Below are 25,047 nucleotides of genomic sequence, written 5' to 3'. Positions count from 1 at the left end.
TTGTCCGAAGCACGTTCAATGTCTCAGTCATCATCATCCATGACTGCTTCACGGCGTGGTCGAAGGAAGGGGCAGAATCAATGGCCTGGAAAGAGGGGGCGGGGGAGTCTCGGCAGGTCGCCGCGCTCGGGGGCGTTCGTGTGTCGCAGCACGTACATCGGGCCTTCAAACGCCTCCACATCAACGGAGTCGCCCGGCAAGATGCAGGCCTCGTAAACGTGGAAATCGCCATCGGTGATGAAGAGGGCGCGTTGGCGGAGGAAGCGTTTAAACGCCTTATAACGCGCGCTCGGTGCTGCACTTATCGAGCCGTTGAGCGAGAGGCCGGGGGTGTCGATGGGCTCGACGGGGGATTCCAGATAATACGACCCGGGCTGGAGCTCGAGCTCGCCATTGAGCGTCAGGGCGACGCCGCCCTGCTCCTGGAGGACCCACTCTGCAGGGCGGGCATCTCCGGGGGTGTCGAAGAGCACGCAGATCTCGTAGGCGATGCATTCGCGGCCGCTGACAGGCGCGGTGATGGTCTCACCCAGGGGCTGCGCGGACATCTCGGCAAGTGTCTTCTCCGGCGCGGCATGGGGCGCAGGTAAAGGAAGGGGAACATGCCACCTGTGAGGGAGGCGCGTTTGACGCTTGAGCCACAGGACGGAGAGAGGCCTGGGTGCCACATAATAGAGGAGCGGCACCAGCAAGACCCCGCCGACCAGGGAAAAGAAGATGCCGCCTTCGACGAGGGAGGGTGAGAAGTAGTCCGGAGCGAAGAATTCGCCGAGAACGCATACGCTAAATACGAGGATGAAGAAGCTCAGCGAGGTGAAGAGCACCGCGCGTTTGATATGCGGAGGCGCCTGCATCCGCGCCTCCGCCTCCATATCGCGGATGCGGCCGGCGGCAGGCTCCAGACCAAGGTCGATCCACTCGCTTTCGCCGCAGGAGGGGCATGCGCACGCGGGCATCGTGTTGTCGTCATCGCGCGGAGGGAGAAAGAAGTCGCAGGCTCCGCAGAGAAAGGCACAGTGAAATTCAGCGCGCTCCGGCTCGTAGTCGCCTACGGGTTCGCGATTGAGCTTTCGCAGCCTTCGGCGCTGGTTCGAGAGCTCAATGCGTCGATTCAGGTCGCGCTGACGCTGCCGAATCGCCCTCGCCGCGTCGGCCAGTCCTCCTGCACCTCCGATAAAGATCATCTACGCTCCTCAGGCTCGTTTCCATGGGGCGACATCCCTGTCGTATCGCCAGCAGGCTTCGTGACACGCACTCTAACCCGAACCACGGAGCAGATTCGAGGTCGAAGCTCAACGCAGCCCGGGCGGCATATGATGTTCACCTGGCGAGGAGCTTTGAGATTGTGAGGTGCCGAGCTTTTAGCGGGGCGGAAAGGTGGTTTCAGACCCCGAGCATCGTCTCGATATTGAAGCCGTGGACATAAAAGACATAACCCGCGGCCAGGGCCTGAGCGGCGGCCAGCGCCCAGACTTTGGAGGGGAGGGCGCGGCGGTCGAGGAGGGCGCGCAGGATGATGAAGAAGAAGAGCGCCAGCCCCCCCGAGGCAAAGCCGATGCCCAGGGTGGGCGCGCCCAGGGAGGCGGCGATGGTGACGGCCGGCAGCATGGCTGCGCCCTGCAAAAAGCGCTGCGGGGGGATCAGGCCGAGGATGAGATCGTCGGGGTTCTCGGCCTTCGCGGCGTTGTCGGGCGTTGTGGCGTTCTCAGCGTCGGGCGTCTCGTGCATCGCGCGCTCCATGAGGTCCGGGACGGGGTGCTCTGCTAAGCCCTTATCGTCGTTGCGTTATTTCCACCAGCGCCACCGCTCTCCCTGATTAAAAAAATCACCGCTCTCCCTGATTAGAATAACGTGGGGAGGGTGTCGGTGTAGGGGGGGTAGACGACGCCGGCTTCGGTGATGATGGCGGTGACGAGGTCGGCGGGGGTGACGTCAAAGGCGGGGTGGGCGACGCCGACGCCTTCGGGGGCCATCTGGCGGCCGCCGATATGGGTGACCTCGGTGGGGTCGCGTTGTTCGATCTCGATGTCGTCGCCGCTGGCGGTGTTCAGGTCGATGGTGGAGAGGGGGGTGGCGACGTAGAAGGGGATGTTGTGGTGCTTGCAGAGCACGGCCAGGCCGTAGGTGCCGATCTTGTTGGCGACGTCACCGTTGCGGGCGATGCGGTCGGTGCCGAGGATGACGGCGTCGACCTGGCCGAGCTTCATGAAGTGGGCGGCCATCGAGTCGGTGATCAGCGTGGCGTCGATGCCTTCTTTGACGCACTCCCAGGCGGTGAGGCGGGCGCCCTGGAGGTAGGGGCGGGTCTCGCCGACCCAGACGTGTTCGAGTTTTTGGGAGGCGTGCAGGGCGCGGATGACGCCCAGGGCGGTGCCGTAGCCACCCGTGGCGAGCGCGCCGGTGTTGCAGTGGGTGAGGATGCGGGTGGGGCCCTCAAAAAGGGCGGCGCCATAGTTGCCAAGGCGCAGGTTATTGTCGCGGTCGTCCTGGAAGATCTGGTCGGCTTCGTTGAAGAGGGCGTCGGTGAGCGAGGCGTTGTCGGCGTCGCGCAGGCGTTCAGCGACGCGAGCGCAGCGCTCCAGGGCCCAGAAGAGGTTGACGGCGGTGGGGCGAGTGCTGGCGAGGAGCTCGCGGATGCGCGAGAACTCGGCGGGGCGCTCGTGCAGAGGGCCTTCAAAGGCGCGCATGCCCAGGGCCATGCCGAAGGCCGCGGCGATGCCGATGGCCGGGGCGCCGCGGATGACCATCTCGCGGATACCGCGGGCGACGTCTTCGGCGCTGTGCATCTTCAGCCAGACTTCCTCGGTGGGGAGCTGGCGCTGGTCGAGCATCAGGAGGCGGCCGGTGGCGCGGTCGCCCTCCCAGCTTAAGGGGACGACGTTGGAGGCGATGGCGTCAGTCATGAGAGTCGCTCGCGAAAGATCGAGGTTAGCAGTCGAGGGTCGGGCTCAACGTGGGCGCGGCGCATGGCCTGGCCAATGAAAAAGCCCAGGAGTTGGGTTTTGCCCTGGCGGTAGGCTTTGAGCTGGTCGGGGTGATCATCGAGCACCGCGTCGACCAGGCGGCCAAGGAGCTCAGGGTCGCGACATTGCCGCAAAGCGCGCGCTTCGACAATGCCCAAGGGGTCCTGGCCTGTGCGCGCGACCTCTTCGCAGAGGGCCGCGGCGACCGTGGCGCTGAGCTCACCGGCGGCCTGCAGGGAGGCGATGGTGGCGAGCTGGGCGGGGGTGATGGCGAGGGCGCTCAGGTCGGGGTGATCGGCGTCGAGCAGGGCTAAGAGCGTGTTGATGAGGAGGTTCGCGCAGGCCAGGGCGCGGGTGTGGCGGGCATCAATGGGGAGGTCGGGCGGAAACTCTGCGGTGGCGTTTTCGAAGAAGGTGGCGCGGGTGGGGGACTCGCAGAGGGTGCGGGCGATGGGGGCGGGGAGGTTGAAGGTCGTGGTCAGGCGGCGCTCGAGGGCGTCGGGGTGTTCGGGGTGGTGCTCGCGCAGGCGCTGGATGCGGGCCTCGTCGAGGAGCAGGGGAGGAAGATCGGGGTCGCGCAAAAAGCGGTAGTCGGGAAGGGCGTCGCGCTCGCGCAGGAGCACGGTCTGGCGCGCGCGATCGTCGTAGGCGCGGGTCTGGGAGCGGACGGTCTGACCGGTTTGAAGGAGCGCGATGTGGCGATCGATCTCGAAGGTCAGCGCCTCGCGCACAAAACGAAAAGAATTGAGGTTTTTGAGCTCGCAGCGCACCCCGGGCTCGGTGGAGCCTGTAGGGCGTACGGAGATGTTGGCGTCAAAACGCATTGAGCCCTCCTGGAGGTTGCCGTCGCAGATCTGCAGCCAGACGAGCAGGCGGTGCAGGGCGCGTAGCGCCGCTTCGGTGGCAAGCGGGCAGTGCAGCGCCGGGGCGGTGACGATCTCGATGAGCGGGGTGCCGGCGCGGTTTAAGTCCACGAGCGTGTGGTGGGGGAGGCGGTCGTGGAGGGAGCGGCCGGCGTCTTCTTCCAGGTGAATTCGCTCCAGGGGGAGGGTGTGGGGTTGGCCCTCATGCTCAAAGAGGATGCGGCCGTTCTGGCAGATGGGGCGCTCCTGCTGGGTGATCTGATAGCCCTTTGGGAGATCGGGGTAGAGGTAATGTTTGCGGTCAAAATGGCTGATGGGGTTGATGTCGCACCCAAGGGCAATGCCGGCGACGAGGGCCAGATCGACGGCGCGCGCGTTGAGTTGCGGCAGGGTGCCCGGCAGCCCCAGATCGAAGGGGGTGAGCAGGCTGTTGGGGGCGGCGTCGGTGGTGGCCGGCAGCGGCCCCGGGCTAAAAAGCCGGGTGCGGGTGAGCAGCTGGCAGTGGATCTCCAGGCCGATGTCGGCCTGCCAGCGGGAGGTGTCGTAGGTGGTGGGCGTCATAGGGCGTGGGTCGGTTCAGGGGCTGGTGAGGAAGGCTTCCAGGGCGCGGGCGATGGCGAGCAGGCGGGCGTCGTCGCCGCGGCGGCCGATGAGCTGCAGGCCGAAGGACAGGCCGGCCTCATCACAGCCCAGGGGCAGGGAGATGGCGGGCAGGCCGGCCAGGTTGGCCGGCAGCGTAAAGCGATCGCGGAGGTGCTCCGGATCGTCGGCGTTCTGAAGAGCCGGGGCGGTGTCGGGGGTGGTGGGGGTGAGCAGGGCGTCGACGTGGGTGAGCGCCTCATCGAGGGTTTTCTGGATATGGGCGCGGGCGTTTTGAGCGTTGGCCAGGGTGGTCTGGCCGCTGAGCAGGCTGTGACCCAAAACCAGGCGGCGCTGCACCTCCTCGCCGAGCAGCGCGCTGCGGGTGTGGGCGGCGAAGGTCTCCAGGGTGCTCGGGGCGTTGGGTGAGAGGGCTGCGCGCCGGCCAAAGCGCAGGCCCTCGTATCTGGCGAGGTTGGAGGCGGCCTCCGCCGAGCTGATGGCGGTGTAGGTGGGGCCGGCGAGCTCGAGGTGCTCGGGGAAGAGATCGAGGAGGGTGGCGCTGGCCGAGCGCAGGCGCTCGATAAGGGCGTCGAAGGCCCGGGCGATGGCGGGGTGTATCGGAGTATCTTCCATCAAGGCAGGGAGGAGGCCCAGGCGGAGTGCGGGGATGGAGGGGATGGGGTGTGTGCTTGCTCGCTCAGGCCGGTCGGTGAGCGCGCTCGGGTCGCGAGGGTCGGGGCCGGCCAGCACATCGAAAAGAAGCGCGGCGTCGGCGACGCAGCGGGTGAGCCAGCCGACGTGGTCGAGGCTTGAGGCAAAGGCAATAAGCCCGTGGCGGCTCACGCGGCCGTAGGTCGGTTTGAAGCCCACCACGCCGCAGGTGCTGGCGGGCTGGCGCAGGCTTCCGCCGGTGTCGCTGCCGAGCGCGGCGGGCAGCCAACCCGCGGCCACGGCGGCGGCTGAGCCGCTGGAAGAGCCGCCGGGGCTGTGCGCGGGGCTTAAGGGGTGGAGGGTGGGCTTAAACGCCGAGTGCTGGCCGGTGGAGCCCATCGCGAATTCGTCGAGGTTGGTCTTTGTGACGATGAGCGCGCCGGCTGTGCGCAGGCGCTCGACGACGGTGGCGTCGAATGGCGAGCGGTAGCCTTCAAGGAGGCGCGAGGCGGCGGTGGTGGGGAGATCGCGGGTGCAGAGGTTGTCTTTGACGCCGATGGGCAGGCCGGCCAGGGGGCCTTCGGCCGTGAGCGCGGCGCTTGCGACCTCCTCGGGGGTGGCGCTGGAGAGCAGCGCGCCGAGAGGGTCGCCCTGGCTTTTTTTGAAAAAACGCTCGGCGGGCCGGGGCAGGGCGGCAAAGGCGTCGAAGGTGCCGTCGAAGGTGCCGCGCTGGCTCATGGCGAGGGCTCGGCGTCGGAGGTGGGGAGGGCGGCGGGCATCGCCAGAAAGCCCTGGTGGGTGTGGGCGGCGTTATGCAGGGCCTCCTCGGGGCTTAAGGGGGGCGCGGGGGTGTCAGGGCGCTCGGTGATGGCGGAGGCGCCGGTGGGTCGGAGCGCCAGAGGCTCAAGGTCGGCCGCAGGTAAAAGCGCTTGATCGAGGCGCTGAAGGTGCGCCCGGAGCGCGGTTGCGGCGGTGGGTCGGAGCGCCAGAGTGGCGAGTTTTTCGGGGGGGAGGTGGGGCATAACTTTAAACCATGCGCGTGTGACGGGCCTGTGAATTCTCACTCTATCGTGGGGAGTCGACTTGTCGAGCCTGGCGAGCGGACTACATTCGGCCCGCGTTTCGGGAACGCACAAACCACGAAGGAGCAGTGATGAACACGACGAAGAGCACGTTGAAAAAAACGATCGGTGGGCTGGCAGCGGTGGCGATGGTGGCGGCGTGTGCCCCCTCGATGGCCAACGCCTTTGATGATGTGAGCGCCAGCGAGGTTCAGGATCTGCGGCGGCAGGGAAGCGGCACGGGTAACCTGAGCGTGCAGGTGAAGGTGGAGGCGGATTCGCGTCGCGATAACGCCGCCGACGCTTCCGATTTTGAGACCGAGTTCGAGGTGAAGGTCTTTCGCAGCGGCCAGCCCGTGCGCGACGCGCAGGTGACCGTCTCGGCCTTTGAGGGGCCCGAGTGGACGCTGCGCCACGATGACGACGGGGAGTACGAGCGTGAGGTGCGCGGCTACCACCGCGCCTACCGCGTCGATGTGGTCGCCGGCGACGATAAGGTCGAGGGGGTGTATCTGGCCGGTCCGGCGGTACCCACCTTCACTGCCCCGACCCCGGGTGCCAGCGTGCCCGGCGACCAGCCGGTGACGGTGAGCTGGCAGGCCGAGGGCAAGGCCGATGAGGCCTGGCTTGAGGGGGAGGAGTTCGAGAAGGTGCGCGTCGATGAGGTGAACACCTACACCGTGCGCCCCGAGCAGCTGGAGCGGGAGTGGGACGAGGTCGAAGAGAACGAGTTTGAGCTCGTGCGCGTCAACCGCATGCCCATCAGCGGCGCGGCCAGCGGCTCGGAGATGATCATCCGGGTCAAAAACGAGGTGGAGGTGCGCGTGGAGCCTTCGCGCAGCTGACTTTCACATTTTACGCATGAAAAAAGCCCCCGGACCCCGGGGGTTTTTTCGTTCAGGCCACGATCTGGAGCTCGGCGAGTGGTTCGCTCGGCGTCGAGATCAACAAGGAGGGGAGAGAAGCCAGGGTGCGGGTGGAAGCCTGATGGAAAGGTTCAAAAAATGAAGCGACCGAGGGTCATGCCGATGGAGAGGGAGGCGACAAGACCGCCGCCCCCCTGGCCGCCCAGGGTGTAGCCGGCATGGGCGGTGATCCAGAGGTCGACGCCGGCGAAGCGGTGGCCGAGGCCGCCGGTGAGCAGGAGGTTTGTGCGGTGTTCAAAGCGCTCCAGGGGGGCCTGGGCGGCGTAGTCGACCTCCAGGCCCAACGAGGCCAGGAGCGTGCGGCCCACAAAGCGTTGATCGAGGCCCAGTGTGGCGCCCAGCGCCGGGGTGAGGTGGTCGCGGGTGAGGAGCATGGGGGTGAGCTCGGCGCGAAGGTGCAGGGGGCGGCCCACCCGGCTTAAGACCTCCTGGTTGAATCCCAGCGGCACCCCCACGCCGCGACTGGCGAGCTGGTAGCGTGCTCCCACCCAGCCCGCGCGCGCCTCGGTGCCGCGGGAGAGGTAGAGGGCGCCGCCTTCGGTGCCCGCGCTCAGCGAGATCGCGTGCGGACGAAGCGCCAGCTCCGTCGCCCCAACACTCGCCGGAAAAAACACCAGCATGGCGAGGAGGGGGAGCAGCGCGCCCGAGAAGGTCCGGTGTCGTTGGCGTAGAGACATGGTTGGCTTCATGGGGTTCATCATCAAAAAAATCAGGGGGCGATGAGGCCTTCGGGCCAGAGCTCGGGGGCATCCAGTGGCGAGGGGTCGCGGGGGGAGAGGCCCAGGTGATCAAAGACCAGCAGATCGAGGGCAGCGAGTACGCGGGCGCGGGCCTGGGGGGTGGGGATGGTGGCCGCAAGGTCGCTCTCGAGCTGGGAGGCGGTGGGGCTGTCGATCATCTGAAAGTGGTTGGCGCCCTGGACGATGGCCAGCGGTACGGGGTTTGAGAAGTCGGCCAGGCTCTCGTCGATTTCACGAAAGGAGATGCGGCCGTCGCGCTCTCCGGCCACCGCCAGCACGCGGTCGGCCGGGTCGCGGGGATTTTGGAGAAGCTCGGCGTCGGCCGGGTCCGGGGTGCTCTGCAGCAAAAAGAGGTGCGAGAGGTCGTCGGGGCGGCGAAGCCAGGCCTTGGAGGCCACCACCCCGCCCAGGCTGTGACCCAGCGCCAGCCCGGGCTCCGGGGCCAGCCGGCCTTCCAACACGTCGCCCTTCCTCGCCGAGGCGTCGCGAAGGGCGGTGATGACGTCGGCGCCGTTGCCGGTGGCAAAAATCGCAAAATCCAGGGGGTGGTCGGGGCTTAAGACCACGTAGCCGCGGCTGGCCAGGTGCATCGCCAGCCAGCCGTACTGCTCCGGGCTGACCGCGCCGCCCTGGATGAGCAGCGCCAGCGGATGTGCTTCATCGGCGGCGTTTAAGCCTGTGGGCAGATAGATCAGCGTGCGCACCTGCTGGTCGACGCGCACCCGAACATCCCGCTCCAGGAGCGCTACGCCGTAAGGGCCGCGCTCCGGGGCGTCGATCGAGAGCTCGGGGGCGGGCCGCAGGAGATCGACGGGATCGGAAGGGCCGCAGCTGCTCAGGAGAGCCGCCAGCATCAGGGCCAGCGTCAGGATCAGCGCGGGCCGAGCCTGGCGCGTCGTCGGGCTATGTCGAAGCATCCATCATCCAACGTGAAAAGTGGCGAGCGTGGTCCACCCCGGGGAGGGCGTCGGGGGGATTGTAGTTTGATTGACATTAATGGCCAGGGGCGGGGGTGCGACCGGTGAGGAGCTGCAGGGCGCGGTAGAGGTCGGTGCGGGTGATGATGCCGAGCACGGGGCCTTTTTCGGGCATCACGAGCACGCGGGGCTCGTCCTGGCGGCCCATCATCTCGAGCAGATCGGCGGCGGAGGCGTCGGGGTCGATGCGCTCGGGGAGCTCGGTGAGGTAGTCGCCGATGGGGGCGTCGGGAGGGGCGCCCTGGACGTTTTGCAGGGTGATCATGCCGCGGAGCTGGCCGGAGTCGTCGTGCACGGGGTAGGCGTGGCGCGCGTCCCGGAGCATTTTCGCCAGCAGGTCGCCCACGCTGAGCGTGGCGGGAAGGGAGACGACCGGGGTGCTCATGAGTTCGTGCACGCGCAGGTCGCTCAAAAGCTCGTCGGCCAGCTCAAAGCGGGCCTCGGCGGCCACGGCGATGTAGATGAAGAGGGCGATGAGGATCAGAAAAATATTGAGGCTAAAAATTCCCACGACGCCCAGCGCAATGGCGAGCACGCGGCTGACGGTGGCGGCGATCTGGGTAGCGCGCATGCGGGGGAGACGCATCGCGAGCAGCGAGCGCAGCACGCGGCCGCCGTCGAGAGGAAGGGCGGGGATCAGGTTAAAGAGCGCCAGCGCCACGTTCATAAAGGTGGTGTAGGCGACCACGAAATAGAGCGCCGGCCATTGTTCGGGGAGCACGAGGAGCAGGAGGGCGCCCAGGGCAGCGAGCAGCCCGCTTGTGATGGGGCCGGCGATGGCCACGACGGCCTCGGCGCCGCGCTGGGTGGGCATTTTTTTAAACTGTGCCATGCCGCCGAGCAGCCAGAGGGTGATGCGCTCGGTGTTGACGCCGTAGCGACGCGCGACGATGGCGTGGCCCAGCTCGTGGATGACCACGCTGATAAAGAGTGCCAGCGCCGCGGCCAGTCCCAGGGCGTAGGGCAAGATCCCCTCGTTGAGCGCTCCCGGGGTGATGGGGAGGTTGAAGAGGGCGACAAAGGGCGCGATCTGCCGGGCGATCAGCCAGGCCAAAAGCGGCAGAATGAGCAAAAAGGTCAGGTCGAGGTAAAGCGGGATGCCCAGCAGGCGAAAGGGCAGGCGCAGGGCGTGCTTAAACATCGTCGACTCCCGGGCCGAAGAAGGTCGCGTGTGACAAGGCGAAGATCGGCACGGGCGGTGATCCCCCAATGGATTTCGCTCAGGGAGGAAGCGAGGCGGATCGCCGATCGCTCAGGTTTTATGCGCCTGATCGCGCGTACTTTAAATTGAAGTAGGCGTGATCAAGCGCTGATCGCGTGTGCTTGAGTTTGAAAGAAGGTCGATCAGGCGCTGATCGCGTCTGTCTGCAGCGCCGAGACACGTGATCAGGTGCTGATCGCGTCTCGCTGCAGCGCCGAGACACGTGATCAGGTGCTGATCGCGAGTATTTCAACGTGAAGGAAGGGAGATCAGGTGCTGATCGCGAGTATTTCAACGTGAAGGAAGGGAGATCAGGTGCTGATCGCGCGTGTTTCAATTGCGGAGGCCGGCGATCAGGTGCTGAGAACGCGTGTTTCAGCTGCGGAGGCTGTCGATCAGGTGCTGATCGCGCCTATTTCAGCCCTTCCGGCGAGCGATGGCCATCAGGCCCAGATCGCCGAGGGTGGGGCGCACGCTGATGTCGACGAGGCCGGCGCCCTGGAGCAGGGTTCGGAGGGTGGACTGGCGCATCGGGGCGCGGGATCGGCTGGCCAGGCGCCAGCCGACCATTGAGAGGGCGAAGCGCCCGGTGCTCACCGGGTGGCGCAGGGCGTGCTGGCGGGCGTCCGGGTTGGTCAGGGCGCCGGCGGTGGCGTGGGGCAGAGAGGCGTCGGCGTTGGGCTCCAGGAGCGCCAGCCGACCTCCCGGGCCGAGCGCGGCGCCCAGCGCTGAGAGGGCGCCTTTTCGATCGGGCAACAAATAGAGAAAGGAGTGGCCCACGATCAGATCGAAGGGTGGCAGATCGGCGGGCAGGGCGTACACATCGGCGCGCTCAAAGCGCAGGTTTTTCAGCGCGCTGTAGCGGCCCCGGTGGTGCTGGCGCGCACGGGCGATCATGCGGTCGGCCACGTCCACCCCCAGGATCTGCGCGTGGGGGAGGCGTCGCGCCAGGCCAAACGCGCTCTGCCCGGGTCCGCAGCCCACATCCAGCACGTGTCGCACGCGGCTTAAGTCGTCGGATTCGCCAAGGGCGTCGATCAGGCGCTCTACCTGGGCGCTCCAGAGGGCCTGGTGGGTGAGCAGGTCGTAGCCCGACGCGGTGAGGTTAAAGAAGGTGCGGTTGCTTGACATGGGGATGCCTTTAGAACTGACCCATCAGCCCGGCGCCGGCGGTGGCCGGGATGCGAAAGCTCAGCCCGATGCTGATCGCGCTGTAGGCCGGCTGCGTCAGCCCGCGGGTGGCCTCGATAAAGAGCCCATAGGAGTCTTCGCCATAGGCCAGGTAGCTGCCGCAGAAGAAGGAGCCGTCGGAGCGGGTCTGGCACTCGGAGGTCACACTATCGCTAAAGCCCACCGACTCCAGGGTCAGCCGCAGACTGAGCGAGGGGCCGCGTCCCACGCCATCGCCGGCAAAGCGGTAGGCGGGGCGCGCGCTCGTGATCAGGCGCATGGCGCGGGTGCCGCCGAAGGTGCCGCCCCCTTCGGTGCGCACGAGCGGGATGTAGCTAATGTCGAGGTGCGGGCCGTGTGCGGCGACCGGATCGACAAATAAAAAATGCGCGCTGTAGCCCGCGCCCACATCAAAGCGGCGCGCGCCCCAGCCGTGGATCATCTGCAGGGGGTTGGCCGTGAGGGAGAGCGGCATGGTGATGCGCGCGTTGTCATCGGGGATGCCCGCGCTTGCGCCCACGCCGATGGCCATCTCCATGGGCGGGGTCACCCAGGCCACGGGCAAACAGCCCGCGCTCAAGGTCACGAGGGCGGCGATGAAGGTCAGGAGTGTGAGTCGGAGGGGGCGCAAAGACAGCTCGGGGCGATGCGGAGGGGGGAGGTGCGTCATGGGGGGATCGTGCCCGCAAATCGCCGGATTGTCACGTGGGAGCCTACTTTGCTATGCGTCAGGTCCGCGGATGCCTGCATGATAACTTTGAAGCCATGGACAAAATATGTTTGAGCGAAGACTGGACGAAAGGGTGGCGCTGAGGCTTTTGAAGGTCAGCGATAAAGAAGAGCTTTTCGGGGTGGTAGACCGGGAGCGCGAGGAGCTGCGGCGCTGGCTTCCCTGGGTCGACGCCATCACGAGCGTCGACGATTACGACGGGTACATTCGCTCCACCCTCGATCAGCTGGCTCAGGGCGACGGGTTTCAGGCGGCGATCAGCGTGGAGGGGCAGATCGCGGGGATGATCGGGGTGCACGGGGTGGATCGCGCCAACATGAGCACGTCGATCGGCTACTGGCTGAGCTCAGCGTACCGCGGCGAGGGGATTATGACGCGGGCGACGGCGGAGGTGTTGCGCTGGGCGTTTGAGGATGAGGGGTTGGAGCGGGTCGAGGCGCGCTGCGGGCGCGAGAACCTGGCGAGCCGCGCGGTGGTCGAGCGCCTGAGATTTGTGGAGGAGGGGGCGCTGCGCCGCGCCGAGCGTCTGGTTGATGGGTGGACGGACCTGGTGGTGTATTCGATGCTGCGCTCGGAGTGGGAGGCGGCTCAGGCGCAGCAGTGAGAGCGCAAAAAGTGCTTAAAGCTCGCGGCGCGTAAGCCAGAGGTCGTCGCCCTCTTGCTCGACGACCATGGCAAAATCGGCGTCGGCGCGGCGCGCGCAGAAGGGGATGTCGTCGGAGAGGTATTCGGGGCGCGTGGGGTCGGCGAATTTTTGGGCGGCGCGGCTCTCCCAGACGCGGCGGATGGCCTCGGCGTCGTCGGGCTTACCCAGTCCATGCAGCCGGGCTTGAAGCCATTGAGCGGTCGCCAGATCTTCATCGCCCTCGGGGTGGCTGGCGAGGATCTGCACGGTGGGGGAGGGCTCGGGGTGGGCGCTCAGATACGCCTGCGTGGCGGCCACAGTGCTGCCGGCGTTGGCCAGGCCGGTGACGAGCAAAAGGCCCGAGAAGCCAGCGGCGGCGTGCGCCACGGCCTGCACGCCGTTGGAGGTGGTGAGGACCAGCGTGCGGTCTTTGAGATCCGCGCGGGCGGTGAGCGCCGGGGAGTTTCCCAGGTCAAAGTCGTCGGGTTTGATAGCGTTGCGCTCCCCGGCCAATAGCCAGCCGGGGTGCTGGCGCGCGCGCTGGCGAGCCTCGTCGATCGATGCCACCAGCAGAATGCGCGAGGCGCCCCCTTCAAGCGCGACCTGGGTGTGGGTAAAGGCGCGGATGGTGTCGATGACGATGCGCACCGCCGCCGGCCCGAGCTCGGGACGGTGGCCCTGAAAGATGGCGACCCGGGGCCGCGCCAGCGTCGCGCTCATAGGCCAAAGAGCCCGTAGAAGAGCATCGAGTCGGGGTTACCCCCGGTGATCGCGCCCATGGCGCTGGAGACGGCCATATGCGGGGCGTTGAGCTGGTCCTGGATGGCTTTGCGCTCCTCGGTGGAGAGCGCCTTCCAGGTCTCAAGGGTCTCGCGGTTGATGGCGCCGGTGATGAGCAAGAACTGGTTGGCCATGGCGTCGGCGTAGGTCTTGCGCTCCTCCTCGCTGAGGGAGGCCGGGTCGAAGTTTTCGTCTTTGTTGGCGTCGACGAGGATCTGGCGAACTTTTAGAAACTCGTCGCGTTGGGCGTCGTGGTCGTCGAGCAGGGCCTGGGCGACGGCGTCGCTCCAGGGCTCGTTGCCCTCCTTGTTGCGGTTGCCGGCGGCGGTCACGCGGTTGATCAGGCGGAACTGCAAGAGGCGCTCTTCAAAGGCGCGGCCGCCGTGCTCCTGGACGTGGGCGTTGAAGGCGTGGCCCAGCGCCTGGGTGCGGTCGACGGTGCCCTTGAGCGCGCGCAATTTTTTGAGGCCGGCCAGCGTGCCGTCCTGGTTCTCGTCGAGCTTTTTGTTGGTCTCAAACTGCTCGCTCATCTCGCGCACTTCGCGGGAGTTGCCCCAGGCTTCCATGGCCTCTTTAAAGTCGCGGGCCTCGGAGGTGGAGATGGGCTGGTCGAGGGCCTCAAAGAGCTCGTCGATGCTGCGATCGTTCTGCGAGGCGCCGGCGTTTTGCGACCCTTCCTCACCGGAGTTCGCCGCGGCGGACGGTGCCGTGCTGCCGGCCGCACCGCCGCCCTCCTGCATGGCGCCAAGCCCTTCCACCGCGCTCATGATGCCGCCGAAGAGGCCCTGCGGCGCGTCAGCCTGCGCTTCGTTTTCGATGCCCTCGCTCAGGCTGGAGTAGGCGAAGTAGCCGGTCGCGCCCAGGCCCACCGCGCCGATAAAGAGCAGGCAGCCACAGCCGGCCAGGGCTTTAAACCAGGGAAACCCGTTGCTGGAGGAGGACGCGGTGACCGAGGCGGTGGGATCGGCGCTGAGGTTGGGGCGCATAAAACCTCCATAGAAGGTGAGGCGATGGGATCGTGGCTCGCCACACCGGGCCTCGCCAGGTCGCTTGAAAGCGAGGATGGCGAGCCCGGGGCGCGGGCCGTGGCGTCATGAAGAAGCGGGAGCTTAACGCTTGATGACGTAGCTTTCCAGCGCCTGATCGACGGCGGCGGTGGCTTCATCATAACGATCCTGGCGGCCGCCGGCTTCGATGAGGTGGATGCGCTCGTCGGTGACAAAAAGCGCCACGGTGTAGCGGTAGGGGGCGCCGTTCTGGTCGCGGCCGAACTCAAAGCGCAGGCCTTTTTCGCCGGAGGCGGCCTCGATGTCGGACTTTTCCAGAAGGGCGTAGCCGCCGCGGGTGCGCATGCGCTCCATCACGGCCTGCTCCCAGAACTCCAGCGACGCCGGCGGCGCATCCGCACCACGCGACTCGCCGACCTCGAAGGTCTGCGCGCGCACGACCACGCCGTGGTGGGTCATGGCGACGTAGTCGGCGGCGGTGTCTTTGGTTTTGGAGACCTCCACCATCTGGTCGGGGGTGGTGATCTGGAAGTCGGCGCAGGCCGCCGTGCTCAGGGAGATGGCGAGCAGGCTGCCGAGGAGCGCACGTTTGAGCAGACAATTTGAACGAAAAATCATCGCGTGGCCTCCGGGGCGCGCAGCAACGACTCCAGGCCGAGCTCGTTGAGCCAGGGGAAGGGCAGGAGGTAGTCGTCGGCCGGAAGTTGGGTGTGGTGACGTTGCTGAAAGTGCACGTCGATGGTCGAGAAGGCGATCTGCTGGGAGAGGTTCTCGATCTGCGAGCGCAGCTGCTCGATCTCCTGCGTCAGGCGCGCGAGCTGGGCTTCGACCTTGAGCGTGTCTTCGACGCTCTGGGCGCGCTCGAGGATCGCGCTCATACGGGCGTGCACCTCCAGGGCGTTTTGCAGGCGGATGTTCAAGTCGCGAAAGCTCTCGGAGACGTCGTGGGCCTGCCACTGGGTGTGGGTGACATCACCGAGCTTCGAGAGGGCGTCGAGGGCCTGGCGAAAGTACTCGGCGGGCACGCGCAGCGTGAGCTGGTTGGTGGTGCGGCGAGAGGCGTAGCCGCCGAGGTCTTCGACAATCTTGAGGGCGGCTTCCTGGGTGGGGTTCACCTCGAAGATCGCCATGTGCAGAGACGCCGTATAGACGAGCAGGCGTGTGGGTCGGGCCTGCTCTTCAGCCGATGGCGAGGTGGAGGCGCCGCCGGTGGTCTGTGCGGAGCCCGCGGCCAGGGGAGGCGGCGTCGGGGAGGCGCCGCCCTGGGCTTGAGGCCGGGCTTGCGGGCGCGAGGGAGCGCGGCGCGCGGCGCTGTCGGAGGCGATCGAGGGGGCGTCGGACTCGTAGGCGATGGCCTCCACGTCATCATATCCGCCGTAGCTCGGCGCCTGGCTGTAGTCGGAGCTGGCGGTGCCGGCGCAGCCGATCAGGGTGGCGCCGAACAGCGCGAGCCCCAGCCTGCGAAGACTCTGGCGAGCAAAGGTTCTCATGGTGCGTACTCCAGCTTCACGTCAAAGGGACGGTAGGACTCGTCGCGCAGGAGCGCGGAGTTGCCGATCTGGCCGTACTGGTTGCTGCCCCAGCATTTGATGTTTTGCTCGTCGACGAGCACGCAGGAGTAGGCGTTGCCGGCCGAGACATCGACGCCGCGCACGATGTTGTCGTCGACGTCCAGGTAGAGATCGATGGGGGAGCTCCAGTTGTTGTTGGTGCCGTCGCCGACCTGGCCGACGCTGTTGACGCCGAAGCAGCGGACGTTGGTCTGCTGCGCGTCATTGCGATCGACGACCATGCAGAGGTGGTGGGCGCCGGCACCGATGGTCAGCGCGGCGTCGCCGGTGCTGATCTGGCGCGGGAGGAAGGCCGCCTGGTTCAGGAAGGCGGTGGCGATGGGGTACTCGTCTTTCTCGCAGCGGTTGTTCTCGAGGTTGCAGGTAAATTCGGTGTTTTCGCAGGGAGTTTCTTCATCACACGTGCCATCGGAGACGGTGCGCACGCTGAAGCGGGCGACCGCCGGGCCGTAGGGGGGGAAGACCGCGCAGCGGTCGGCGTTGCGGCCGGTCATTGCGCCTTGCGTGTTGAAGTAGCCATCCCAGACAAAGCAGGTGTTGCCCGTGGAGGAGGCGCGGTGCATCGCGCCCCAGCAGAAGACTTCGCCGTCGGTGGTGCGCGCGCAGGTGAAGTCGTTGCCGGCGGCGAGCTCTTCGACCTCGGTCAAACCGGGGACACCTTGCGGGACGGGCTCCAGCGTCACGTTATCGAGGGGGTCGTTTCCGAAATATCCAAAGGCGTCGACGATGGGCAGGCTCGACTCGCTCAAGGTGCCGACCTGGCCAAAGCGGTTACGGCCCCAGCAGCGCACGGTACCGTCGTCGAGGAGCGCGCAGCTGTGATGGCTGCCGGCGACCACGTCGACCACGCCCGAGCTCAGGCCTTGAACCTGCATGGCCACGCCGACGTTGATGTTGCTGCCGACGGCGATGCTGGCGCTGCCGATCTGACCGAAATCGTTGGCGCCCCAGCAGCGCACCCCGCCGTTGACCACCGCGCAGCTATGCGCGAAGCCGCTGGCGATGGCGGTGGCGCCGGAGTTGATGGCGCGCCCGCCGGGCACATCGCTCCCCACCGTCGTCCCGAGGCCCAGCTGGCCGCGCTCGTTCTCGCCCCAGCAGAAGACCTCGCCATTGAGGCTGAGCGCGCAGGTGTGTTCGCCGCCCGGCGCCACGTCGACCATGGTGGGAAGGCCGCTCACATCGACCGGGTTGCGCTGGTCGCCGTTGGCGCCGTTGCCGATCTGGCCGCTGTTGTTGCGGCCCCAGCACTTGAGCTTGCCCGAGCCAACCGCGCAGGCGTGCTCATCGCCCACGGCCATCGCGTCGACGCAGAACTCGTCGCATTGAACCGTGCCGCCGCAGCCATCGTCGATGGGGCCGCAGAGGACCTGGGCCTCTTCGCAGGTGATCGGCGTGCAACCGCAGATGTTCTCCTCGCCGCCGCCTCCGCAGGTATCAAAGAGGGTGCAGACCTGATCTTCGGCGCCGCAGTCGATGACGCGCTCTTCGCCGCAGCTGTCGACGATGGTGAGCTCGCCACATTCGGCGGCGTTCTCGGCGCAGTGTTGCTCGTCGGTGAGCGCCGGGGTGCAGCCGCATTGGCCTTCGATGCCGCCGCCTCCGCAGGTCTCCGGATCGCCGCACTCCGGCCCGCAGCTCTCAACCGTGCGCAGCTCCCCGCAGCTATCTTCGATGACGTGGCTGCCGCAGCTAAACGAGCTAAGCTGGCAGAGCTGCTCGTCGCTCTCCCCCTCGCAGGCGTCGGGCGCGTCGACGTCGGTGTCTCCGGCGTCGGGGTCTTCGGCGTCCGGACCCACATCGCCCGCGTCGTCTTCGGCGTCCGGACCCACGTCGCCGGCGTCTTCCTCGGCGTCGGGGCCTGCGTCTTCAGGCTCCCCGACGTCGGGGCGGTCGTTGGTGGGGGGAATCGTGCGCGTATCGGGGCCTTCGCTGCAGGCGACAAGGGCCGTAAGCAGGCCAATGGCGAGCGCGTGACGCGTCAGAAGGGTGAGGCTTTTCATAATACGTTCCGAGGATGAGCCAGGGCGGTGGGCAAAACGTTGGGATGGGCACAGGGCGTATGGCGAGGGCGGTGCGTCGCGGTATCCCCCGCCGGAAGGCCCGGTGTGGGCGGCACCCTAGCAAAACGCGCGTGGATTTCTAGTCGACGGCTGCGCGCGGCGCGCAGGCGCGACGATCAGGGCGCCGGCGCCGTGAACATAAAGTGCGGGTGAGAGCGCAGCGAGAGCTCGATCGGGTAGTTGACGGTGCACACGCCGCCCTCGGGCGCGTCGAAGGTCGTGGCGCTGAGCGTCTCGGTGATGCAGCGGTTGGTGTTCTCATCGTCGATGGTGCTGGCGACCTTGATATGCGAGGTCGAGCCGTCGGGGAAGATGATGAACTGGGCGAGCGCCGCGCCCACGAGCCCGCGCTTCTGGGAGAGGGCCTGTTCGTAGCAGCCGTTGATCGTGTCGTACGCCTCATAGAGCACATCATAGATATGCTCGTTGTTGCAGCGCCCCTCCTCGCGGGCCTCCGGGGGCAGCGCCTCGCGCTGGGCCTGAGCCTGCGCGCCGCTCCCGAGCACCAGCTGCACCTCGCGCGCGCCATGCTCGCGCAAGAAGGAGTAGCTCAAGATCACCTCGCGGCTCGACGCCCCACGCGCGCCATCCTCCACAAGATGCGGGTAAAGGGCCTCCGCCACGCACTGACTCAACGCGGCGTCGCCCAGAGTGTCGGCGTGGGTCTGAAGCCCCACTGGCGAGTTGTTGGCGTCGAGCTGCCAGGCAAACTGCACCATGCCCGCGACCTCCGCGTTCTGCGCGAGCGCCTGACGGTAACAGGCGTTGATCTCGGCCTCCGCCGCGCTCATCGCCCGATGCAGGATGCGGCTGGGCTCTTTTGCCTCTCCGTCGGTCTCCGCCGCGCCCGCTTCGGCGTCGGCGCTCAGCGCGGCCTCGCCGGACGCCTCGGCCGGCGCGTCATCCGTGGGTTGCGGCGCGCTCTGGCAGGCGCCAAGCGCACCGGCAAGGGTCAGCGTGAGCAGGGCGATAGGGGCAGTCGGGCAGAGTGCGCGCATGGCAGACCGGAGGCTCGGGTGATGGGAAGTGGCTCCGGACCATGTAAATATGGGATCGGGTGTGGTGCAAGGGGGAAATGGCGCTGCGGGGAGGTTTGGTCGGCCAGGTCTATACGTCAACACTGCTTCGTATGGGGGGCATGATCTTTGTGTGGATCGGCACGCTGAGCTATACGTGGAGCTTCACTAGCGTCTAGGAGAACGTTCATGATGATGCGAATAATAATCTTTACCGGTTTGATTTTTGGGGGGGCTGCATGTGTCGATCTGGAGCCCTATAATGGTTATTTTACAACGCCCCCGGATTCCAGGGTGTGCAACGGAAATGAGCTTGCAAATGCCGTCGCGAACTTTAAAAAGCCCGAAGAGTTTGAGGGCCATGAAGATGTTTACGCTACCCGAGACTTCTGGCAGTGGAGTGGGTTTGCCGCAGGAAGCTCCACTGCGTTGACGGGGCGGGATTATATGCATTCAACCTATGTGCCTTCAGAACATTGGATCGAAGAGCATGAGCCCGCGATATTTGATTTTAGCGCGACGCTTTTTGGCTTTCCTGGTCAGGTTCGGACGTATGATCTTTATGTGCTGGTAAATTTTAGACCCGTTCCTTTTGCTCTGAGGGAGATTGAAAGTTCGGACGACTACTCATCATTTGAGGATGTGGATGTGGAGCGTGAGCTGAAGTTGATCCACGACTTCACACTCGAGAATGAGCAGCCTCGGGTTCAGTCGATCTATATTCCACCCTCTTCCTTCGAAACTATAGGAACACAGGATGTTCGGGTCATCGAGTTGATTCGTTATGAGCCGAATGAGCGGTGGTCGTTTCTTAATCGGAAGGTTCGTTTTGACACCCCCGTTATTGTGCATCGCGGGGCGACGGGGTGCAGAAGTGTCGATTATTCTGTGGAAACGACAACACTGTCTTACGAGTCTCATTTTCAAACGCTTCGCACCGGAAACTCCACGCTTTTATTGCCTCCGGAAGAGAATGTTAGTGAACCGTTGGACGAAGCGTGGAAAGATGTTTCCGTGTTTAGTGAGACGTTTGACGTCAACGACGATGTCGTTGAGTTGAATCTTCAAATGATGGCATTGAATGAGGGTGTTCCGGCGCGTAAAGAGTATGTTGCAGTTTTTATCGATGGCGAGTTTTATGACAGTCTGTCGGGGATGGTTGAGATGCCTGAAGGTCAAAGTTTTGAAGAGGTGAGCGAGAATGCAAAGGTTATATCTTTCCCGATTCAGGTCGATCTCAGCGACAGGGTTGGTGAGTATGTTCGTGTGCGAGCGATTCGATTTCCTGATCCCTTCAAACTTCGAGCATGTACTCGCGCAATACATTGCCGCGCCACATCATCCAATGAGTTGGTGTTGAGAAGGATGGTGGGAAGTTGAAAAAAACCGCCAGCCCAACTTCGGCTGGCGGTTTCTTTGTGATCGTAATCAACGTTAAAACAGTCATCAAATTGACGACACCCACCGTCCACAACGAAGACACCGGGATTCACATCTACTAAAGCGGGTCTATCGAATTGCTCAATGAATTCAAAGGGTTAGTGGTCATTAAGATCCCGCACCATCGTCAAATACTTCAGCTTACCGTCGTTGGATTTACCCCGGTAGGCGGTGTCGAAGCCGTAGGCGCGGCAGAGGTCGAGGCCGGCGCGGTGGGTTTCGGGGACGTCGACGCGGGCGCGGCGGAAGCCGCCCTGGCGGCCGCGGCGCAGGTAGTCTTCGATGAGGGCGTGGCAGAGGCCGCGGCCGCGGTGGTCGGGGTGCAGGCCGAGGCGAGTGATGACGAAGTCGTTGTCTTCGAGGGGGGCAAAGAGCTCGCGCAGGCGCTCGACGCGCTCGCGGAGCATGGCGTAGCTGCCCTCGCCCATATGACGAGCGACATCGAGGAGGTCGGCCTGGCGGGCGGTGCGCAGCTCGGTGCCGCTCAGCGCGATGTAGCCGCCGGCGATGCGGTCGTCGAGCATGAGCAGGCGGGCGCGCTGGAGGGTGATCTCGGAGTTGTCGCGGAGCATCCAGCGGGAGAGGGTCTTGTCGATGTCGGCGCCCTGGAGCAGGGCGTCGTCGTAGGGTTGGCCGGCCGGGCGCACCCAGGTGAGAAGCTCGGCGATGCGGCGCTCCAGGTCGGGCGTCTTATGGCCCCAGCGCAGGGGTGGGGTCTGGGATGGGTGTCGCAGGTTCATGATCACGTCCTTGTCGTCGAGGCGTCAGGTGAGTCGAAGTCTCGGATTTGCATCGATGTCAGGGGGGCGCCGGCGGCGGTGTGGGACCGGGGGCCGGCGGTGGTCGGGAGCGAAGGAGGGCGTGTGGGTCGGCCAGCAGAAGTTCGGTGGCGGTGTCGACCAGGCGCGCGGCGTCGACCAGCGTGACGCGTGTGCGGCCGAAGGGCACCACGTGCAGGTGGCCCCGGGCGTGCAGGGTCTGGGAGAGGGTGATGGTGGAGAGGGTGATGGATTGGGGTAGGCGGCGCTGCTGAAAGAGAAAGCGCCGCTCCATGCTTAAGCCCTGGTCGATGCAGGGGCCCTCGATCTCGCGCAGGTCGAGGTAGGGCACGCGGGCGCGGGCCTCGGCGATGTGCAAAAGCGGTGAGTGCTGAAGATCGAGGCCGATGAAGAGGGCGCGGGCGTTGAGGGCGATGAGCGTGTCGAAGGCCGAGCCGGGGCCGAAGGCCCCGGGGGTGTCTCGGGCGCATAAGGTGTGGGCGAGCGGCCCCTCGGCGCAGAGCGACTGCAGAGCGTGGGAGGAGCGGTGGGCCCGGGGAAGTCGGCGCAGGTATTCGTTAAAAGGTGCGGCGGTGGGTGTGAGCTGGCGGTCAAAGGGCGTGCCGGCGGCAAAGGATGGCGAGTAGCTGGCGGTGACGAAGGTGGCGCGGGTGCCGGTGAGCTGGCGCAACGCCGCGTAGTAGCGCGAGGGCAGCTCGTGGAGCGGGCAGTCGCGCAGGTGGCCGGCGGCCAGCAGATCGACGTGGAGTAAGAGTAGCTCTGCCGGCCCCAGGCCTAAGGCGCTGAGCGCGTGTCGCAGGTGGTTCAGGGTGAGGGTGTGCACGGCTCAGCTCCGCTCGTTTTCGAGGTGACGGGCGATGGCCTCGCGGTCGGGGGCGCCGTTGCTCTGGCGCGCAAGCTCGCGCACCGGGAGCACCCGATCGGGGACGAGGTGGGCGGGGAGCTGTCGGCGGCAGGCGGCGAGTATGGCCTGGACGTCGAGGGGTTGGTCGGCGCCGGAGACGACCAGGGCGATAAGGCCCGAGGGCCAGGCGGTGTCGCGGGGCCAGGGGACCACCGCGACGTGGCGATGGCCGCAGGCCTGCTGCAGGGCGAGGTCGATTTCGCTTAAGTCGACGAGCTCGCCACCCAGGTAGATCTGGTCGTCGAGGCGCTCGCCAAGCTCGATCTGGCCGCCTTCGAGGATGCGGGCGTTGTGGCCGGTGCGCAGCCAGCGCGAGGGCAGCGCGGCGCGTGCCGCCGAGGGGGGAGCCGCGTCGAGCTCCACCAGGGGGGCGCGGGTCGAATCCGGCGATTTGCCGCAGGGGACCTGAGGGCCGCTGACCACCAGCTCGCCGGGCTCGCCAGGGGCGTTGGCCCGGAGCTCGTGGGTGATGGTGGCGGCCATATGGGCGTCGAAGAGGGAGAGGCGGTCGGCCTCGATGCTCTCACGCTCGCCAGGCGGCAAGGTCTTGGTTTTGCTGGTCTTTTTGGTGGTGTCTTTTCGGCCATTGAGAGGGCGTGTGGCCAGCGCCGGGCCGGCTTGAGGCGGTCCCCACATCGAGGTGATGAGGCTTCGGGGGGCGGCCTGCTGCCAGGCGTGAGCGAGGTCGGTGTCCAGCGGCGCCCCGAAAAAGATCGAGGAGCGCAGGTCGCCAAAGACCCCCTCCCCAAGCTCGCCGGTGCGCCAGAGGCCGGCGGCCAGCGCCGGCCAGCCGGCGATACGGGTGAGGCGATGGGAGCGGATGCGCTGACCGAGCTGGCGGCGCTCGTTGCGCCCCAGCGCCACGAGCGTGGCGCCGGCCTGCCAGGTGGAGAAGATGTCGTGCAGAGACTGGCTCAGGCGCAGATCAAAGAGCTGGGAGACGCGATCGTCGGGATCGAGATCGAGGCTGCGCGTGACCTGGTCGATATAATGCACAAGCCCCTGATGGCTGAGGCTCAACGGTCGCGGGCGCTCGGAGCCGCCCACGTAGGTCAAAAAGGCGGGGCGGCCGGGCATCGCCGGAGCCTCAAGCTCGGCGCTGCATTGGGCCAGCGCGCGGGCGTCGACGAAGCGGTGGCGGCGATGGCGGGCGGCCAGCCCGCGCAGATCGTCGAGCTGAGGGGTGAGGATGAGCAGCGGTCGGCCGCTGGCTTCCAGCAGGCCGTCGAGGCGGTCGGCGGCCTCCGCGCCCACCACCAGGGCCTCCACCCCGCTATGCGCCAGGATGGCGTTGATGCGCCGGGGCGGATCGTAAGGGTCAAGCGCCAGCAGCGTGCGGGCGCAGCCCGGTGCGGCCAGCGCGCCGGCGTAGGCGCTTACGCTGTGGGTGGCGTACACCCCCAGAATCGGCGCCTCGCCAGGGGCGTTGGTCTTGACCTGCGCGGCGATGGCGCCGGCCAGCGCGGCCAGCGCTTCGTAGGTGAAACTCTCCCCTTCAAGGCGTAAAGCTGTGCGGGTGCAATGCAGCTGGGCGGCTCGCACAAAGCCGCGAAGCAACGATGCCATGGGTCCCCCCCGGGATATCGGAAGCAGTGTGTCGTACGCTAAAAAAATTAGACGCCGGCTGCGGCGTGGAAAGGTTCTAACCCGCAGAGTTTTCTCAGTTTTTTACACCACGGACCGATTGTTGGAGAACAGCGCCATGCTCACCATCGATGTGCTCACCCACCGCGCGGAACATCTGGGAAAGTCGTTTAAAAAACGCCTCAAACTCTTTGGTCGCCAGCAGGCCGATCGCGATGATCGTGCGCTCGGTGAGGAGGGCGTTGAGGCGTTGGAGAGCTCCGGTAAGTCCTCGAAAGATAAGGGGAAGAAGGGCACAGGTAAGAAAGAAAAGACGTTAAAAGCGATCGCGCGGGAACGTGTGGATTGGGAGAGCCTGAGGCGGCAGGCGGTGGAGGTGGCCGACCTGGAGGTGACGCTCAGCGGGTGGGGGGCCGGCCAGACCCGCGCGCTGATGGTCGACGGGGAGGTGCTGGCCGCAGAGCTAAGCGTGGGGCAGGCCGTGGAGCTCAAGAAATGGCTCAAGCGCCTGCGTCAGCTGTACGCGAGCGTCGGGCGCAGCGTCGAGGTGGCGCGGGTGGAGGCGGTCGCCGGGGAGCTCGATGATCTCTTGGAACGCTGGCGCAGCGAGGAGGTGCCCACGGTGCGGGTTGGCGAGGCGGTGGTGGCGTTTGTGGAGCGCGGGGCGTAGGGCACCGTAGGGGCGTCCCTTGTGGGCGCCCGTGACGCTGGCGAATCGGTGGTTCTGCGTGACGCCGGGGTCGGGGGTGGGCACAAGACCCACCCCTACGGAAGATGGTAGGGGTGCGTTTTAACGACCCCACCCCCCCCAGCCGTAGGGGCGTCCCTTGTGGGCGCCCGTGACGCTGGCGAATCGGTGGTTCTGCGTGACGCCGGGGTCGGGGGTGGGCACAAGACCCACCTCTATTTCTTTCGCTCCACCAAGGGCGCGGAAAAGTTCAGCTCCATATCCCAGGGGAAGCGAATCCAGGTGTCCTGGGTGACCGTGCGCACGCAGTGGTCGACCAGCGGGCGCCCCTCGGGTTTGGCGTAGACGGTGGCGAAGGTGGCGCCGGGGAGCATCTCGCGTAACTTCCGGGCTGTGGCTCCCGTATCCACAAGATCGTCGACCAGGAGCATGCCCGTGCCGTCGCCGGCGGCGGGTTTGATAACCCGCAGGCTCTCGGAGCGTTCTTGCGCCTCGGTGCCCTCGTAGCTGGCGATGCAGACGGTGTCGATGAGGCGAATGTCGAGCTCGCGGGCGACGATGGCCGCCGGGATGAGGCCGCCGCGGGTCACGGCGATGATGCCTTTGAAGGGGTAGGACGCATCCTCCATCAGCATCGCGCAGAGCTGGCGGGTGTCGCGGTGCAGTTCTTCCCAGGAGACGAAGAAGTCCTGATTGTAGGCGGCGCTCATGGGGTTCTCTCGGCAG

At 66.3% G+C, this 25,047-nt stretch carries 25 protein-coding genes; 4 read left to right on the top strand and 21 right to left on the bottom strand.

Annotated features, from left to right (window positions below; all coding sequences use genetic code 11):
* Positions 1 to 77: 77 nt before the first annotated feature.
* The 6 genes from FRC98_RS12190 to FRC98_RS12165 form a co-directional block, all read right to left on the bottom strand.
* Positions 78 to 1,184, bottom strand: a complete 1,107-nt coding sequence (locus FRC98_RS12190) for a hypothetical protein (protein ID WP_146981718.1) — start codon at positions 1,182 to 1,184, stop codon at positions 78 to 80.
* 199 nt (positions 1,185 to 1,383) lie between these two features.
* Entirely contained in the window at positions 1,384 to 1,728 is a 345-nt protein-coding gene (locus FRC98_RS12185; protein ID WP_146981717.1) for a hypothetical protein, read from the bottom strand.
* Between the two features lie 113 nt (positions 1,729 to 1,841).
* A complete protein-coding gene (gene mtnA, locus FRC98_RS12180) occupies positions 1,842 to 2,891 on the bottom strand; it encodes an S-methyl-5-thioribose-1-phosphate isomerase (RefSeq protein ID WP_370469238.1) in 1,050 nt (349 codons plus the stop codon).
* Positions 2,892 to 2,899: 8 nt separating this feature from the next.
* Complete coding sequence (gene gatB, locus FRC98_RS12175; RefSeq protein ID WP_146981715.1) at positions 2,900 to 4,387, bottom strand: Asp-tRNA(Asn)/Glu-tRNA(Gln) amidotransferase subunit GatB; 1,488 nt, start codon at positions 4,385 to 4,387, stop codon at positions 2,900 to 2,902.
* Between the two features lie 15 nt (positions 4,388 to 4,402).
* The gene (locus FRC98_RS12170; RefSeq protein WP_146981714.1) at positions 4,403 to 5,797 is read right to left on the bottom strand and encodes an amidase family protein; all 1,395 of its coding nucleotides are present in this window, start codon (positions 5,795 to 5,797) and stop codon (positions 4,403 to 4,405) included.
* Complete coding sequence (locus FRC98_RS12165; protein ID WP_146981713.1) at positions 5,794 to 6,081, bottom strand: Asp-tRNA(Asn)/Glu-tRNA(Gln) amidotransferase subunit GatC; 288 nt, start codon at positions 6,079 to 6,081, stop codon at positions 5,794 to 5,796. Before FRC98_RS12165 ends, FRC98_RS12170 begins: the two co-directional genes overlap by 4 nt.
* A 131-nt stretch (positions 6,082 to 6,212) precedes the next feature.
* Here FRC98_RS12165 and FRC98_RS12160 point away from each other — a divergent pair, with 131 nt between their 5' ends.
* Positions 6,213 to 6,965 (top strand): hypothetical protein, encoded by a 753-nt coding sequence (locus tag FRC98_RS12160; RefSeq protein ID WP_146981712.1) that lies wholly within the window; start codon positions 6,213 to 6,215, stop codon positions 6,963 to 6,965.
* A gap of 152 nt (positions 6,966 to 7,117) precedes the next feature.
* Here the strand turns inward: FRC98_RS12160 and FRC98_RS12155 are convergent, their stop codons facing one another.
* From FRC98_RS12155 to FRC98_RS12135, 5 genes are all read right to left on the bottom strand, one after another.
* On the bottom strand, positions 7,118 to 7,723 hold the full coding sequence (locus FRC98_RS12155; protein WP_146981711.1) for a hypothetical protein: 606 nt from the start codon (positions 7,721 to 7,723) through the stop codon (positions 7,118 to 7,120).
* 32 nt (positions 7,724 to 7,755) lie between these two features.
* A complete protein-coding gene (locus FRC98_RS12150) occupies positions 7,756 to 8,703 on the bottom strand; it encodes an alpha/beta hydrolase (RefSeq protein ID WP_146981710.1) in 948 nt (315 codons plus the stop codon).
* 76 nt (positions 8,704 to 8,779) lie between these two features.
* Positions 8,780 to 9,904, bottom strand: coding sequence for a site-2 protease family protein (locus tag FRC98_RS12145; RefSeq protein ID WP_146981709.1), 1,125 nt, complete (start codon positions 9,902 to 9,904; stop codon positions 8,780 to 8,782).
* Between the two features lie 477 nt (positions 9,905 to 10,381).
* Positions 10,382 to 11,095 carry a class I SAM-dependent methyltransferase gene (locus FRC98_RS12140; RefSeq protein WP_146981708.1) on the bottom strand — a complete coding sequence of 238 codons (714 nt, stop codon included), beginning with the start codon at positions 11,093 to 11,095 and terminating at the stop codon, positions 10,382 to 10,384.
* Positions 11,096 to 11,105: 10 nt separating this feature from the next.
* A complete protein-coding gene (locus FRC98_RS12135; RefSeq protein ID WP_146981707.1) occupies positions 11,106 to 11,804 on the bottom strand; it encodes a hypothetical protein in 699 nt (232 codons plus the stop codon).
* A 106-nt stretch (positions 11,805 to 11,910) separates the two neighbouring features.
* Between FRC98_RS12135 and FRC98_RS12130 the strand changes: the two genes are divergently transcribed.
* Positions 11,911 to 12,468: a GNAT family N-acetyltransferase gene (locus FRC98_RS12130; RefSeq protein ID WP_146981706.1), complete on the top strand. Its 558-nt coding sequence runs from the start codon at positions 11,911 to 11,913 to the stop codon at positions 12,466 to 12,468.
* 15 nt (positions 12,469 to 12,483) lie between these two features.
* On the opposite strand, the gene FRC98_RS12125 is transcribed toward FRC98_RS12130, so the two are convergent.
* From FRC98_RS12125 to FRC98_RS12100, 6 genes are all read right to left on the bottom strand, one after another.
* Positions 12,484 to 13,209 carry a 2-phosphosulfolactate phosphatase gene (locus FRC98_RS12125; RefSeq protein ID WP_146981705.1) on the bottom strand — a complete coding sequence of 242 codons (726 nt, stop codon included), beginning with the start codon at positions 13,207 to 13,209 and terminating at the stop codon, positions 12,484 to 12,486.
* Positions 13,206 to 14,255 carry a hypothetical protein gene (locus FRC98_RS12120; protein ID WP_146981704.1) on the bottom strand — a complete coding sequence of 350 codons (1,050 nt, stop codon included), beginning with the start codon at positions 14,253 to 14,255 and terminating at the stop codon, positions 13,206 to 13,208. The genes FRC98_RS12125 and FRC98_RS12120 overlap by 4 nt, the downstream gene beginning before the upstream one ends.
* A gap of 123 nt (positions 14,256 to 14,378) precedes the next feature.
* Positions 14,379 to 14,894: a hypothetical protein gene (locus tag FRC98_RS12115; RefSeq protein ID WP_146981703.1), complete on the bottom strand. Its 516-nt coding sequence runs from the start codon at positions 14,892 to 14,894 to the stop codon at positions 14,379 to 14,381.
* Positions 14,891 to 15,766: a DUF4349 domain-containing protein gene (locus tag FRC98_RS12110; protein WP_146981702.1), complete on the bottom strand. Its 876-nt coding sequence runs from the start codon at positions 15,764 to 15,766 to the stop codon at positions 14,891 to 14,893. The genes FRC98_RS12115 and FRC98_RS12110 overlap by 4 nt, the downstream gene beginning before the upstream one ends.
* Positions 15,763 to 17,850, bottom strand: coding sequence for an RCC1 domain-containing protein (locus FRC98_RS12105; RefSeq protein WP_146981701.1), 2,088 nt, complete (start codon positions 17,848 to 17,850; stop codon positions 15,763 to 15,765). Before FRC98_RS12105 ends, FRC98_RS12110 begins: the two co-directional genes overlap by 4 nt.
* A 176-nt stretch (positions 17,851 to 18,026) precedes the next feature.
* Positions 18,027 to 18,908, bottom strand: coding sequence for an AgmX/PglI C-terminal domain-containing protein (locus tag FRC98_RS12100; RefSeq protein WP_146981700.1), 882 nt, complete (start codon positions 18,906 to 18,908; stop codon positions 18,027 to 18,029).
* A 207-nt stretch (positions 18,909 to 19,115) separates the two neighbouring features.
* On the opposite strand from FRC98_RS12100, the gene FRC98_RS12095 reads away from it, so the two are divergent.
* Entirely contained in the window at positions 19,116 to 20,306 is a 1,191-nt protein-coding gene (locus tag FRC98_RS12095; RefSeq protein ID WP_146981699.1) for a hypothetical protein, read from the top strand.
* Positions 20,307 to 20,464: 158 nt separating this feature from the next.
* Here the strand turns inward: FRC98_RS12095 and FRC98_RS12090 are convergent, their stop codons facing one another.
* From FRC98_RS12090 to FRC98_RS12080, 3 genes are read right to left on the bottom strand one after another with little or no spacing between them, the layout of a single operon-like run.
* On the bottom strand, positions 20,465 to 21,106 hold the full coding sequence (locus FRC98_RS12090) for a GNAT family N-acetyltransferase (RefSeq protein ID WP_146981698.1): 642 nt from the start codon (positions 21,104 to 21,106) through the stop codon (positions 20,465 to 20,467).
* 58 nt (positions 21,107 to 21,164) lie between these two features.
* Positions 21,165 to 21,968, bottom strand: a complete 804-nt coding sequence (locus tag FRC98_RS12085; RefSeq protein ID WP_146981697.1) for an AAC(3) family N-acetyltransferase — start codon at positions 21,966 to 21,968, stop codon at positions 21,165 to 21,167.
* A 3-nt stretch (positions 21,969 to 21,971) separates the two neighbouring features.
* The gene (locus FRC98_RS12080; RefSeq protein WP_146981696.1) at positions 21,972 to 23,615 is read right to left on the bottom strand and encodes an AMP-binding protein; all 1,644 of its coding nucleotides are present in this window, start codon (positions 23,613 to 23,615) and stop codon (positions 21,972 to 21,974) included.
* A gap of 136 nt (positions 23,616 to 23,751) precedes the next feature.
* On the opposite strand from FRC98_RS12080, the gene FRC98_RS12075 reads away from it, so the two are divergent.
* Complete coding sequence (locus FRC98_RS12075) at positions 23,752 to 24,303, top strand: hypothetical protein (protein WP_146981695.1); 552 nt, start codon at positions 23,752 to 23,754, stop codon at positions 24,301 to 24,303.
* Between the two features lie 233 nt (positions 24,304 to 24,536).
* Here FRC98_RS12075 and gpt read toward each other — a convergent pair whose 3' ends face one another.
* Entirely contained in the window at positions 24,537 to 25,031 is a 495-nt protein-coding gene (gpt, locus tag FRC98_RS12070; protein ID WP_146981694.1) for a xanthine phosphoribosyltransferase, read from the bottom strand.
* Positions 25,032 to 25,047: the final 16 nt, after the last annotated feature.

Origin of the sequence: Lujinxingia vulgaris (assembly GCF_007997015.1) — a bacterium.
Lineage (GTDB): Bacteria > Myxococcota_A > Bradymonadia > Bradymonadales > Bradymonadaceae > Lujinxingia > Lujinxingia vulgaris.
Note: the sequence above shows the minus strand (reverse complement) of the source record. Positions and strands in the feature narration are given on the sequence as shown.